Source organism: Arthrobacter sp. SLBN-112 (genome assembly GCF_030944625.1).
Lineage (GTDB): Bacteria > Actinomycetota > Actinomycetes > Actinomycetales > Micrococcaceae > Arthrobacter.
Genome location: NZ_JAUSXY010000001.1, coordinates 2,589,777 through 2,602,998 on the forward strand (window position 1 = coordinate 2,589,777; position 13,222 = coordinate 2,602,998).

The window sequence follows — 13,222 nt, forward strand, 5'->3', positions numbered from 1 at the left end:
TCCGCTTCGGCCAGGGAACCTTGCCGGCGTGGGCCCGCCGCGGCACCTGCCCTCCGGCCTACTTGCTCTGCGGGAGGTTCTGCAGGTCTTCCTGGCCAACGCAGTTGCGCACCGACGGGACTTTCGCGGCGGCGCCTGCCAGGTCCGCAAGGACTGTTGCGGAGCTGATCTTGTCCGGGTCCATCAGGATTTCGGTTGCCGGTTCGCGCCCGTAGGTGGTCAGCGTCCACACCGGGTCGCCTTCCTTGATGACCCAGTCGACGCCGTTGACGGTCACGCAGCGGTCCGTCGTCGGCCCTGGCACGTTGACGCCGCAGCGGAGGATGACCAGCGAGGGATCACCCCACGCCGCTGTTGCCTGGCTGTTGGTCTTACGCAGCGGGGAATCGCCGATCGCATCCGGAAGGGCCACCATCATCGGCGCGCAGGCCGGATTGGCGGCGTCCTTGGCGGCGCTGACGTCAACCACGGGGGAGCACGAAGTCAAGGACAGGGCGGCGACTGCCCCAAGAACTGCCATCCTGGTGGCACGGGTGGACAGGGGCAGCTGGGGATGGTGCATGCTTCCAGCCTATCGCCGCCAGTGCCCCCGCCAGGACACGATGTCGGCCGGTCGGGGTAGCGTAGTGGCGTGCCCGAACACCTCCGAAACCGCGTTGACCGCCAGCCCACCGTCGCCGGCCTTTCCGAAGCAGACCTGCTGGCCCGCATCTTCCCACGCCTCCGGATGGAGGGATCCCACACATCAAGCACGCTCCTGGGACCCGGGGATGACGCGCGCCATCGTCGCGGCACCGGACGGCAAGACCGTGGTCAGCATCGACACCCAGGTCCAGGACCAGGATTTCCGCCTCCTCTGGCCCAACGGCTACCGCACCACCGGATTCGACGTCGGGTGGAAAGCCGCGGCACAAAACCTCAGCGATATCAACGCGATGGGGGCCACCGCCACGTCGATGGTGGTCAGCCTCACCCTGCCGGTAGACACGCCTGTCGCGTGGGTGGAGGACCTGGCGGACGGGCTGACAGCAGGAATTCAGGCACTTGGAGCGACGGAATGTTCCGTGGCCGGCGGGGACCTGGGCCGCGGCCGCGAAATTTCGGTGACGGTCGCCGTCCTGGGAACGCTCGACGGCGGCCGGGCAGTCCTGCGGTCAGGCGCCCTGCCGGGGGACGTCCTGGCACTGGCTGGAACCGTCGGGCACGCCGCGGCGGGCCTGGCCCTGCTTGAATCCGGCATCGCCGCGGAAACCCTTGGGCCCGCCGAACGGATCTTCCTTGACCTGCAATGCCGGCCCCGTCCGCCCCTGGAAGCAGGGCCGGCGGCACGGGCTGCAGGGGCCACGGCCATGCTTGATATCTCGGACGGACTCCTGCGGGACGGAAAGCGGCTGGCCGCTGCCAGCAACGTCGCCGTCGCCCTCGATCCCGCCCGGCTGGCGTACCTTGCCGAACTCCTGCGCCCGGCCGCAACGCTCCTGGACACGGACCCGGCACAGTGGGTGCTGGGCGGCGGCGAGGACCACGGGCTGCTGGCCACTTTCCCGGCCGGTATTCAGCTGCCACCCGGATTCACTGCGATAGGCTCGGTACATGCACTCGGAACCGACGAAGGCCCGGGCGTCCTGATAGCGGGCCGGGCCGCGGACACCGGGGGATGGGATCACTTTGCACACTAAGGTTGCCGCCAACGCGCTTGCGATGAAGAGGTGGCTGGGCAAGGCGGAAACTGCCCTGGGAAACCACAGCGACCGGCTCAACGCCATCAACATCTTCCCGGGTGGCTGACGGTGATACCGGCACCAACCTCTACCTCACCGTCCGCGCCGCTGCCCGTTCCCTGGTGCTCGCGGACGACCAGCCGGCTCCGGTGGATGTCGGGGAAGTCCTCGCCATGGCGGGGCAGGCGGCCATGGAAGAAGCCAGGGGAAACTCCGGAACCCTTTTCTCCGTTTTCCTGTGCGCAGCGGCCGAGCCCCTGGCCGGTCACACCCGGGTGACGTCCACACTGCTGTCGGCCGCATTGAACCGCGCCCAGATCCGCGCCTGGTCTGCCCTCAGTGATCCCGTTCCGGGAACCATGCTTTCCGTCATGGAGGCAGCCGCCCGGGCCGCTGCCGCCGTGGACGCCGCACAGGACGGCGACGACAGCAACCATGCGCTGGGACTAGCCCTCGACGCGGCGGTGGAGGGGGCCCTGGCTGCGGTGATCCACACCGAGGAACAGCTCGATGCCCTGCAGTCCGCCCACGTCGTGGACGCCGGTGGCGTGGGAATGCTGCTTATCCTCGACTGCCTTCGCTCGGCGGTCCTGGGTGAAGAACTGCAGAATGAACTCCTCGACGGCCTGCATGGCTACGACGTCTCCGATCCCCACATCCACACCGCCATGCCTGACGCCGATGGCGTGGAAGTCATGTGCACCATCACTCTCTCCCCGTTGAACGCCGCCACCCTGCGGCAGCGGCTTGACGAGATTGGCGAGTCCGTCATCATGAGCCAGGTGGGCAGCGGCGCGGACCCTGACGGGAACTACCGGTGGCGGGTGCATGTGCATGTTCCGCATCCGGACCAGGCTGTCGCCATCATCAGGTCTCTGGGCGAACCGTCCCAGATCAGTGTCAGCGAACTCGCGCTGCCCCGGGACCCGGACATGGACGCAGTGAACACCGGCGGGCATGAACGCTGAGCTCGACCTCGCCTTGGAGCGGCGCATCGGGAAGCGTTCCGCAGCGGTCATCGAGAAACATCTCGGTATCACCACGGTCGACGGGCTCCTGAACTATTTCCCGCGCCGCTACATGAGCCGCGGTGAGTTGACCCCCATCAGCGAGCTGCCGCTGGACGAGGACGTCACCTTGATCGCCAGGGTGCTTTCCAGCAGTACCCGCTCTATGCAGGCCCGCCGCGGCACCATCACCGATGTCATAGTCTCCGACGATGACGGCCAGCAGGGGCTCCGACTGGTGGGCGGCCGTGACTTCCGCGGCAAGGTGCCCGGCACCCTCAAGATCAGCTTCTTCAACGGGTACAAAGCCAAAACCGAACTCCTGCAGGGGCGACGCGCCCTGTTTTCCGGAAAGGTCACCAGTTTCAAGGGACAGCTGGGCCTGACCAACCCGGACTTCCAGTTGGTGGACGAAGATCCCTTCAGCGACAGTGGCCAGGACCCGGAGAAGCTCGCGGCCATGCCCATTCCGGTGTACCCGGCCACGGCCAAACTCCCGAGCTGGAAGATCCAGAAGACCATCGCCACCCTCCTGGAAACACTCGACCTTGACGCGCTGCCGGACCCGGTACCCGCCGAGGTTTCCGCCCGCGAAGGGTTCCTGCCGGTCTCCGAGGCCTACCGTTTGATCCACGCTCCCGAGTCCGCCGATGACTGGCGCAGGGCGCGGGACCGCCTCCGCTACCACGAGGCCCTGGTGCTCCAGTCGGCGCTGGCACGGCGCCGGGCCCAGCTCGCGGCCGAGGAAGCCACCGCCCGGCGACCGGTAGGCGACGGCGTCCTGGCCTCCTTTGACCGCAACCTGCCGTTCGCGCTCACGGCCGGCCAATCCGCCGTCGGCAAAACCCTCGCGGCGGAACTGGCACGCGACACCCCCATGAACCGGCTGCTGCAGGGCGAAGTGGGTTCCGGGAAGACCGTCGTGGCGCTGCGGGCCATGCTGCAGGTGATCGATGCGGGCGGGCAGTCTGCACTCCTGGCCCCTACCGAAGTGCTCGCGGCCCAGCATTTTGATTCCATCCGGCGAAGCCTTGGGCCGCTCTCCGGTGACGGCCTCCTGGGCGGCCTGGCCGGCGGAAACGGCAACTCGGTGCAGGTCACGCTGCTGACGGGCTCGATGCCCACCGCGGCGCGCAGGCAAGCCATGCTCGACGCCGCCTCCGGGACGGCGGGAATCATCATCGGCACCCACGCATTGCTGAGCGACAACGTGTCCTTCTACGACCTCGGACTCATCGTGGTGGACGAACAACACCGTTTCGGCGTGGAACAGCGTGACGCCTTGCGGGCCAAGGCGCGCAAGCCGCCGCACCTGCTGGTTATGACCGCCACCCCCATCCCGCGGACCGTTGCCATGACTGTTTTTGGGGACCTGGAGACGTCCACCCTCAGTGAATTGCCCCAGGGCCGGGCCCCGATCACCACGCACCTCGTGGGGCTCGCGGAGAACCCCGCCTGGGCGGCGCGGATCTGGGCGCGTGCTCGCGAGGAGATCGACGCCGGGCGCCAGGTGTACGTGGTCTGTCCCAAGATCGGGACGGACGACGACGGCGACTTCAGCCCCGGCGAGGCCGCACCTCCGGGGGCGGAGGGAGAGGAAGGGCGGGAGCTCGCGTCCGTCACCGCCGTCGTGGACCACTTGCTGGCCGAGCCTTCGCTGGCGGGGGTGCCGCTTGCCCCGCTGCACGGACGCCAGGAACCGGACCTGAAGACCGGGACGATGGCCGGCTTCACCGCCAACCGGATCAAGCTGCTCGTCTCCACCACCGTGATCGAAGTCGGGGTGGATGTGCACAACGCCACCTTGATGGTCATCCTGGACGCTGACAGGTTCGGGATCTCGCAGCTGCACCAACTTCGGGGGCGCGTTGGCCGTGGCGGACTGCCCGGGACCTGCCTGCTGGTCACCGCCCTGGAGCCGGGGCATCCCAGCCGGCGCCGGCTGGAAGCCGTGGTGGCCACCACGGACGGGTTCGTCCTCTCCCAGGAGGACCTCAAGCTGCGCCGCGAAGGGGATATCCTGGGCGCTTCCCAGTCCGGCGGACGTTCAACCCTGAAACTCCTGCGCGTGCTTGAGCACGAAGACGTCATCGCCCGGGCCAGGGAAGACGCCCAGCACATCGTCGGCGGGGACCCGCTGCTGGCAGGCCACCCCGAACTCGCCGATGCCATCGAGAAGTACCTCAACCCCGAGAAGGAGGCGTTCCTTGAACGCGGTTAGCAAGGCAGGCCCCCAGGGCGCGGGCGGACGGCGGAAGCCTCGATGACCCGGATTATCTCCGGCGCCGCGGGTGGTACGCCGCTGAACGCGGTCCCGGGTTCCTTGACCCGGCCCACCACCGACCGCGTCAAGGAAGCGCTGTTCTCCCGGCTCGACGCTTTCGACGTGATCTCCGGCGCCAGGGTGCTGGACCTGTACGCGGGCTCCGGTTCCCTGGGCGTGGAAAGCGCCAGCAGGGGAGCGCAGGCCGTGGACCTGGTGGAGTCGGACGCCAAGGCGAGTGCAGTGTGCCAGCGCAATGCGGACCTTATCGACGGCGTTCTTGGCCGCAAGACCGTCAGTGTGCACCGTTCCAAGGTGGAGCCTTTCCTTGACCGCACGCCGGGCACCGCTGCATGGGACCTGGTGTTCCTGGATCCGCCCTATCCGCTGGATGAAGGGGCATTGGCCGCGGTGCTCCAGAAACTCGCCGGCCACCTGGCAGCAGGGGCCGTGGTGGTGGTGGAGCGGTCCTCGCGTTCTCCGGAGCCGGAGTGGCCCGACGGGCTGGCACGGTTCGCGGACAAGAAGTACGGCGAGACCCGGTTGTGGTTCGCCGAGCCGGCCGTGCCCGATGCCATTTCCGCCGCCGACATGCCGGAAGGGAATGAGGGGCAGGGGCCCTAGGCCGAGAAGGGGTCCAGGTCCACTCCCGAGATGACCCGGGCAGGGTGGGGGCCGCGGGCGGCCAGCTCTGTTGTCCACGATTCAGGCCAAGAGCCCTGCGTTCCCGCCAGGATGATGTTTCCCGGGTACCTCGCCTCGAACATTCCCGCTTCCCCGAAGGCCGCGACATCGGCCATGGCCTTCCGCATGGCCGCAACCTGGCTCCTGACCAGCGTGAGGGCAGGCTCGTCGCCCACGTTGACGATCAGCACCCCGCCCGGGCCCAACCGGTCCCGCGCCTCACGGTAGAAATCACTGGACGCGATGTGGGCCGGCGCCTCCGGCCCGGAAAAGATGTCCAGGATGACGACGTCGAAACTGAGTCCCGGGTCCAGCGCGCCAAGTGCCTCCCGGGCGTCGCCGATCATGGTGGTCAGGTCCGTGCCGTCGGGCAGGGGCAGGTGCCGGAGGACAAAGTCCAGCAGCTCGCGTTCCAGCTCTACCGCGTATTGCGGTGAGCCGGGCCGGGTGGCCTGGATGTAGCGTGCAAGGGTCAGCGCACCCGCGCCCAGGTGCAGGGCCCTGACCGGTTCCCCTGCGGGCGCGGCGAGATCCACCAGGTGGCCGATCCTGCGCAGGTATTCGTAGAAGATCTCATGGGGCCTGATGAGGTTGACATGGGACTGTTCCGCTCCGCCGATGGTCAGCACATAGCCGCCGTCGGTGAACGCATCCGGTTCGATCGTGGCGTGCTGGCCGGTGGTGCGCAGGAACCGGCTGGCAGCCCCAGCGGCGCCGCCGGACATCAGAGCCTGCCGCGGAGGGTGGCCAGCCGGGCGGCAGCTTCCTCCAGGACGCCGGCTTTCTTGCAGAAGGCAAAGCGCAGCAGGCTTCGGGTCCGTTCCGCACCCTCGGGGTGGCAGAACACCGGAACCGGGATGGCGGCAACGCCCACCAGTGCCGGCAGGCGCCGGGCGAGGTCCAGGGCATCCGTGATGCCCAGCGGCGCGGTGTCCACGTTGACGAAGTAGGTGCCCCGGGGCGTGAAGACGTCGAAGCCGGCGTCCCGGAGGCCCGCGCTGAGAATGTCCCGTTTCTTCTCCAGGGTGGCCGCGATGCCGTGGAAGAAGGCGTCCGGCTGGCCGAGGCCCATGGCGATTGCCGACTGGAACGGTGTTCCCGAGCTGTACGTGAGGAACTGCTTGACGGTACGTACCGCAGCCACCAGGTCTTCCGGCCCGGTCAGCCAGCCGACCTTCCAACCTGTCAGGGAGAACGTCTTACCGGCAGAGGAGATGGTGATCGTGTTCCCGGCGGCCCCGGGCAGCGTTGCCACCGGGACATGGGCCACCCCGAACGTGAGGTGCTCGTACACCTCGTCAGTGACGATGATGCTGCCATGCTTGGCTGCGAGGTCCACTACCCGCTGCAGGACGGCCCTGGGAAAAACGGCGCCGGTGGGATTGTGCGGATTATTCAGCAGCACCACCCGGGTGCGGTCGCTGAAGGCCGACGCCAATGCGGAGAGGTCAGGCATGAAATCCGGGGCGGCGAGGGGTACGGTCACATGGGTGGCGCCGGTGAGGCCGATGACCGCACCGTAGGAGTCATAGAACGGCTCGAACGTCAGGACCTCGTCGCCGGGCCCCGCGAAAGCCAGCAGCGAGGCCGCGATGCCCTCTGTGGCCCCGGTGGTGATGATGACCTCCGTGGCGGGATCCGGCGTCAATCCGTAGAACCGTTCCTGGTGCGCGGCCACCGCCTCCCGGAGCGCCGGGATGCCCTTGCCGGGTGCGTACTGGTTGGCTCCGGCCGCGATGGCCGCACGGGCCGCCTCCCTGATTTCCAGCGGCCCGTCTTCATCCGGGAAGCCCTGTCCAAGGTTGATGGCCCCGGTCTGGACGGCAAGGGTTGTCATCTCTTCGAAGATGGTGACGCCCAGTCCGCCGTCCGGTGCCAGCAGGTTGGCGCCGAGCGCGGTCCGCTGCCAGGGAGCAGGTGCCAGGGGCGTGGAAAGTTCCCGTGGAGGATGCATCCAGTCATGGTATCCCGGCCTTTCCATGCGGTAGGTTCGGACCATGAGACGCGCTGTGTGCCCCGGTTCCTTCGACCCCATCCACAACGGCCATCTCGAAGTCATTGCCAGGGCCGCCGGCCTTTTTGACGAAGTCATCGTCGCCATCTCCACCAACTACGCCAAGAAGTACATGTTCACCCTGGAAGAGCGGCTGGACATGGCCCGCGAGACGTTGGCCTCGCTCAAGGGCATCGTGGTGGAGCCTGTCGGCGCCGGGCTGCTCGCGGAATACTGCCGCCATCGGGGGGTGTCCGCCATCGTCAAGGGGCTGCGCTCGTCGTCGGACTTCGACTACGAGCTTCCCATGGCAACGATGAACCGGCAGCTCAGCGGGGTGGAAACGGTGTTCCTCCCCGCCGAAGCCAGTTACGTCCATTTGTCGTCCACCCTGATCAAAGAGGTGGCCGCATTGGGCGGCAGTGTCTCGGACTACGTGCCGCGTTCGGTGCACCGCCGCCTGGTTACCGGCGAGCCTGGCCCGGATCAGCAGCCAAGACGGTAGGCTGGATGGGTACTTCGGCGCCGCCCCATGCCGGTTTGAGTCACCATGGCTCTTCAGGCTAAGATGGTACGTCGGTCATATGTTCAACAGGAGTTCTCATTAAAAGAGATGCTGGTTCGCCCCTGGCGTTCGACGTCAAGGACCTCGGGCGCAGCCCGGGAAGCATGCGGACACTGAAGGAACATGTACCCGCACCAGGTGATCTTGGTGTGGCGCTCATTGGCGTTCAGGAAGGCTCGGATGTCGAGCTCGACCTGAGGCTTGAGGCCGTACACGAAGGAATTCTGGTATCAGGAACCGCTGCCGTCGAAGTAACCGGCGAATGCGGCCGATGCCTGGATCCCCTTGCGTATGACCTTGAGGTCAATGTGCAAGAACTTTTCTTCTATGAAGGCATTGAGCTTTCGGACGGAGAAGAAGATGAAGAGCAACGTCGAGTCGAGCACGATGTAATCGATCTTGAACCGGTGTTGCGGGACGCGGTTGTCACCAACCTGCCGTTCCAGCCGGTGTGCCGGGAAGACTGCCAGGGCCTTTGCTCCGAATGCGGAGCTCGCCTGGAAGACGAGCCGGGGCACCACCACGAGGTCCTGGATCCTCGCTGGGCTGCCCTAGCTGATATGGCTAAGCCTGACCGGCAAAATTGATTTGTACGTGTTTGTCTAGAGAGAAATGAGTTAGCCGTGGCTGTTCCCAAGCGGAAAATGTCTCGCTCGAATACCCGCGCCCGCCGCTCGCAGTGGAAGGCGACCGCCCCCCACCTGGTGAAGACCGTTGAGAACGGCCAGATCACCTACAGCCTGCCGCACCAGGCAAAGGTCGTTACCGACTCTGCTGGCACCGCGCTGTTCCTTGAGTACAAGGGCCGCAAGGTCGCTGACGTCTAATCGGCCCAACAGGCTGACTGATGTCTTCAACTGAAGAGCTTCTGAAGCGTCTCGGTGTCTCTATTGACGCCGGGACGCTTCGTCTTGCGCTCACCCACCGTTCGTATGCCTACGAGAACGGCGGCATACCCACCAATGAGCGGCTCGAGTTCCTGGGGGACTCCATCCTGGGCTTCTCCGTGACCGATGCCCTGTACCGGGACAACCCGGACCTTCCTGAAGGCGAGCTCGCCAAGCGCCGCTCCGCCGTCGTCAGCACCCGGGCACTGGCCGGCATCGGACGCAGCCTGGGCATCGGGGAATACATCTACCTGGGGCAGGGCGAAAAGCTCACCCACGGGAAGAACAAAGCCTCCATCCTTGCGGACACCATGGAGGCCCTGATCGGCGCCACCTACGTCTCCAACGACATCGAGACCGCGCGCCGGCTGGTCATGCGGCTGATCGGTCCGTTGCTGAAGGATGCCGCCGTCCTGGGCGCCGGAACCGACTGGAAGACCAGCATCCAGGAACTCGCGGCAAGCCGGCAGCTCGGAAGCATCCACTACGCGGTGGACGGCTCCGGCCCGGACCATGCCCGCACGTTCACGGCCGTCCTGAATATCGGCGGCAACGCCTACGGCAGGGGTTCCGGGCACTCCAAGAAAGAAGCCGAACAGGAAGCCGCGGCCGACGCCTGGCGGGTGCTTTCGGGGGCCGAAGCCCAGGAGGCCGCCGGTACGTCCGCCGGCTCCGCAGCCGCCAAGTAGCGTCCGTGCCGGAACTGCCCGAGGTTGAAGTGGTGCGCCGCGGCCTGGTCCGCTGGGTCCGCGGCAGGACCATCCATGGCGTCGATGTCCTTGATCCGCGCTCCATCCGGCGCCATGCGCTCGGGGCCGGGGACTTCATCGGCAACCTCGAAGGCGCCACGGTGTCCGACGTCGTCCGCCGAGGCAAGTTCCTCTGGATGCCGCTGACGGACAACGGCGCTGCCGGACCGGGAGATCAGGAAGCCCACCAGGCGCCGGCCGTGGCACTGATGGCGCATCTGGGAATGAGCGGGCAGCTGCTGATGCAGGGCCCCGGCGTTCCCGATGAGAAGCACCTCAAAGTAAGGCTCCGGCTCAGTCCGCGTGAGGGCATGCCGGACCAGCTGCGTTTCGTTGACCAACGGATCTTCGGCGGCCTCTTTGTTACTGCACTGGTGCCCACGGAGGACGGTGGCCCCGGCGGTCTCGCCGAATCGCCGCTTCCGTTGATCGCGGCGGAAGCAGCCCATATTGCCCGGGACCCGCTGGACCCCGCGTTCTCCTTCGACCTCTTCTACCAGCGCCTCCGGAAACGCAAAACCGGGCTCAAACGGGCTCTCCTGGACCAGGGGCTGGTCTCCGGGATCGGCAACATCTACGCTGACGAAGCCCTGTGGCGCGCAAAACTGCACTATGCGCGTGCCACCGATACGCTCCGCCGCAGCGAAGCCCAGCGTGTCCTGGACAGTTCCCGCGAGGTGATGCTGGACGCCCTGGCGGCCGGGGGCACCAGTTTCGACTCCCTGTATGTCAACGTCAACGGCGCCTCCGGCTACTTCGACAGGTCCCTTAACGCCTACGGGCGCCAGGGCGAGCCCTGCAAACGCTGTGCCGCAGCCGGAATCCAGTCGATCATCCGCCGCGAACAGTTCATGAACCGTTCGTCCCACACGTGCCCGGTGTGCCAGCCCCGGCCGCGGAACGGCCGCTGGTAGGTTTCCACAACAGGTCTGCGGATTCTTCGGTACCGCCGGCGGCGTGCCCGCTGCAAGACTGTCTGCACGAACGTCGGGTGGGGCCCGCTGCACGCGCACCGCTTCCCGCCCCGGGAAGGACAGGCAGCCCTTGTATATCTCGATCTCGGACCGCAAAGGCGGCCAACGGGACCAGGCCGCGGCAGGTCCCGCCACGGTCCACCCGGCCTTCCGGTTATCGCCCGTGATCATCTGGCTGGGCGTGGTCAGCATGATGACGGACATTTCATCCGAGTCCGTTGCCGCCATCCTCCCGCTCTACGTCACCGGGTACCTGGGTCTGCCCACCATCGCGTTCGGGGTCATCGATGGAATCAACCAAGGGGCCAGCGCCATCGTCCGGATCGGCGCCGGCTGGGTCTCCGACCGTACCGGCCACCCGAAATACGTGGCCGTAGCCGGCTACGGGTTGTCCATGCTCGCAAGGGTGGGGTTCCTGGTGGCCGGCGGCTTCTGGGCCATCGCAGGCATCGTCGCCGGCGACAGGATCGGCAAGGGTATCCGCACGGCGCCGCGCGACGCCATGATTTCGGCCGAGGCCCAGCCGGAGTACCTGGCCCGTTCCTTCGGCGTCCACCGGATGCTGGACAACATCGGTGCGGCCGCCGGCCCGCTCATTGCCTTCCTGATCCTGATGCTGATCCCCAATGGCTTCAGCACGGTCTTCGGCGTCTCACTGGCCTTCGCCGTGATCGGCGTCGCGGTACTTCTCCTGGTGGTGCCGGACCGGCTCCGGCTGATGCGCCAGGACCGCGACCGGTCCAGGCCCGCTGTCCGCTGGGACCAGTTGCGGTGGTCGCGTCTGCGGGAGCCTGGCCTGGCCCGCCTCATGATCGCCGCCGGTTTGCTGGGCGTCCTCACCATCGGAGATGGCTTCATCTACCTCCTGCTCCAGCACCGTGAGTCTTTCGCCATCCAGTGGTTCCCGCTGTTGTTCGTGGGCACCAACGCTGCCTTCCTGCTGTTCGCCGTCCCGATCGGCAGGACAGCGGACCGGTGGGGAAAGGTGCCGGTCTTCCTCGCCGGCCATGGTGCCTTGTTGGCCTGCTACCTGCTGGCCGGGCTGCCGGCGGCCGGAATCGCAGCCACCATAGGCTGCCTCCTGCTCCTGGGGCTTTTCTACGCCGCCACGGACGGGGTCCTGGCAGCTCTGGTCAGCCAGCTGGCCACGCCGGACAGGCTCGGCACCGCCCTGGGCACCGCGCAGACGGTGGTTGCCGTCAGCCGCATGGCGGCCGCATCCGGATTCGGCGTTCTCTGGTACACGGCAGGTCCGGGCACCGCCATTGCCATCGTTGCCGTGCTGCTGGCGGCGGCCCTTGCCGCAGCTGTCCTGCTGTTCCGGGGCAGCACACCCAAGGTGCAAGCCCCGTGAGGAACCGGTTGCTCCTGCTGCTCGCGGTTGTCGTGGCCACACTCGGCGCAGCGGGGGCCCAGGCATTCACCGCTTTCCAACAGTCAAGCGCCAGCCAACAGGCTGCCCCGGAAGTGCAGGTCGCCTCCGCTGAGGCCTTGCCGGCAGGGCCGTTCGTGCTCTTCAGAAACACGGCTTCAGGCCAAGGATTCGGGCAGGCAGCCACGGCAAGCCTGTCGGAACCCAACGGCCGGCGCACACTGCTCGGCAAGGCCTGCGACCGGGTGTACGCGTCCCGGAACCTGGTCAGCTGCCTGGAGACCAGGAACGGAATGCCCACCACGTTCGAGGCTTCCACCTATGACGCCTCCCTTCAGCAGCAGGGAACGTGGGCGCTCGGCGGGATTCCCAACAGGACACGGATCAGTCCGGACGGTTCCCTGGTGGCCACCACTGTCTTCGTCTCCGGCCATTCCTACGCCGCGTCAAGTTTTTCCACGCAAACGATCATCGGCCCGGCAGACGGAAGCGTGCGCACCAACCTGGAAGACTATGCCCTGATCGACAACGGCGCACGGATCAAGGCCACCGACCGCAATATATGGGGCGTGACCTTCAGCCCCGGAAAACCCAATGACTTCTATGCCACCGCTTCATCCCAAGGCAACATCTGGCTGGTGCACGGGGACATCGCCGCCCGGACACTCACCATCACCGCGTCCGGCGTCGAATGCCCCTCCATCTCGCCGGACGGACAGCGGGTCGCCTTCAAGAAGAGCGCCTCGGGGACCCTGGCCGGAGCCCGGCAGCCTGCCGTCCTGGACCTCACCACCGGGACTATCACGGTACTGGGCGAGCAACGCGATCTGGACGACCAAATCGAGTGGCTGGACAACGGCACCATCCTGTACGGAATGCCCAGGGACGGCGCCGGTCCGGACAGCGACGTCTGGTCCCTGTCCCTGGAACCCGGTGCGGCACCCCAGCTCTTCATCGAGCACGCCTGGTCGCCCGCCGTCGTTCGCTGAAGCTCCGGCTCCCCGGTC

12 protein-coding genes and 2 pseudogenes are annotated in these 13,222 nt (G+C 66.9%); 11 read left to right on the plus strand and 3 right to left on the minus strand.

The genetic code is table 11. The features are described 5' to 3' along the window. Positions 1-58 precede the first annotated feature (58 nt). On the minus strand, positions 59-562 hold the full coding sequence (locus QF050_RS12155; RefSeq protein WP_308930645.1) for a DUF3515 domain-containing protein: 504 nt from the start codon (positions 560-562) through the stop codon (positions 59-61). Between the two features lie 69 nt (positions 563-631). Between QF050_RS12155 and thiL the strand changes: the two are divergent. The 4 genes and pseudogenes from thiL to rsmD all read left to right on the plus strand — a co-directional run bounded on the left by thiL (position 632) and on the right by rsmD (position 5,615). Continuing rightward, positions 632-1,679 (plus strand): annotated as a pseudogene (gene thiL / locus QF050_RS12160) (thiamine-phosphate kinase). A gap of 22 nt (positions 1,680-1,701) precedes the next feature. Continuing rightward, positions 1,702-2,689, plus strand: a pseudogene (locus QF050_RS12165) (DAK2 domain-containing protein). Beyond that, complete coding sequence (locus tag QF050_RS12170; RefSeq protein WP_308930646.1) at positions 2,679-4,949, plus strand: ATP-dependent DNA helicase RecG; 2,271 nt, start codon at positions 2,679-2,681, stop codon at positions 4,947-4,949. Before QF050_RS12165 ends, QF050_RS12170 begins: the two are co-directional and overlap by 11 nt. 42 nt (positions 4,950-4,991) lie before the next feature. After that, complete coding sequence (rsmD, locus tag QF050_RS12175) at positions 4,992-5,615, plus strand: 16S rRNA (guanine(966)-N(2))-methyltransferase RsmD (RefSeq protein WP_308930647.1); 624 nt, start codon at positions 4,992-4,994, stop codon at positions 5,613-5,615. On the opposite strand, the gene QF050_RS12180 is transcribed toward rsmD, so the two are convergent. Together QF050_RS12180 and QF050_RS12185 are read right to left on the minus strand one after the other, a co-directional pair. Next, positions 5,612-6,400, minus strand: coding sequence for a fused MFS/spermidine synthase (locus QF050_RS12180; protein WP_308930648.1), 789 nt, complete (start codon positions 6,398-6,400; stop codon positions 5,612-5,614). The genes rsmD and QF050_RS12180 overlap by 4 nt on opposite strands. Next, positions 6,400-7,629: an aminotransferase class I/II-fold pyridoxal phosphate-dependent enzyme gene (locus QF050_RS12185; protein WP_308930649.1), complete on the minus strand. Its 1,230-nt coding sequence runs from the start codon at positions 7,627-7,629 to the stop codon at positions 6,400-6,402. Before QF050_RS12185 ends, QF050_RS12180 begins: the two co-directional genes overlap by 1 nt. A 43-nt stretch (positions 7,630-7,672) precedes the next feature. Between QF050_RS12185 and coaD the strand changes: the two genes are divergently transcribed. The 7 genes from coaD to QF050_RS12220 all read left to right on the plus strand — a co-directional run bounded on the left by coaD (position 7,673) and on the right by QF050_RS12220 (position 13,204). Then, positions 7,673-8,173 (plus strand): pantetheine-phosphate adenylyltransferase, encoded by a 501-nt coding sequence (gene coaD / locus QF050_RS12190; RefSeq protein ID WP_026264218.1) that lies wholly within the window; start codon positions 7,673-7,675, stop codon positions 8,171-8,173. A gap of 122 nt (positions 8,174-8,295) precedes the next feature. Further along, positions 8,296-8,820, plus strand: coding sequence for a YceD family protein (locus QF050_RS12195; protein ID WP_308932161.1), 525 nt, complete (start codon positions 8,296-8,298; stop codon positions 8,818-8,820). Between the two features lie 36 nt (positions 8,821-8,856). Continuing rightward, positions 8,857-9,060, plus strand: a complete 204-nt coding sequence (rpmF, locus tag QF050_RS12200) for a 50S ribosomal protein L32 (RefSeq protein WP_308930650.1) — start codon at positions 8,857-8,859, stop codon at positions 9,058-9,060. A gap of 20 nt (positions 9,061-9,080) precedes the next feature. After that, the gene (gene rnc, locus QF050_RS12205) at positions 9,081-9,809 is read left to right on the plus strand and encodes a ribonuclease III (RefSeq protein ID WP_308930651.1); all 729 of its coding nucleotides are present in this window, start codon (positions 9,081-9,083) and stop codon (positions 9,807-9,809) included. A 5-nt stretch (positions 9,810-9,814) separates the two neighbouring features. Further along, positions 9,815-10,783: a bifunctional DNA-formamidopyrimidine glycosylase/DNA-(apurinic or apyrimidinic site) lyase gene (gene mutM / locus QF050_RS12210; protein ID WP_308930652.1), complete on the plus strand. Its 969-nt coding sequence runs from the start codon at positions 9,815-9,817 to the stop codon at positions 10,781-10,783. A gap of 130 nt (positions 10,784-10,913) precedes the next feature. After that, positions 10,914-12,197 carry an MFS transporter gene (locus QF050_RS12215; RefSeq protein ID WP_308930653.1) on the plus strand — a complete coding sequence of 428 codons (1,284 nt, stop codon included), beginning with the start codon at positions 10,914-10,916 and terminating at the stop codon, positions 12,195-12,197. Then, positions 12,194-13,204: a hypothetical protein gene (locus QF050_RS12220; RefSeq protein WP_308930654.1), complete on the plus strand. Its 1,011-nt coding sequence runs from the start codon at positions 12,194-12,196 to the stop codon at positions 13,202-13,204. The genes QF050_RS12215 and QF050_RS12220 overlap by 4 nt, the downstream gene beginning before the upstream one ends. The last annotated feature ends 18 nt before the right edge of the window (positions 13,205-13,222 follow it).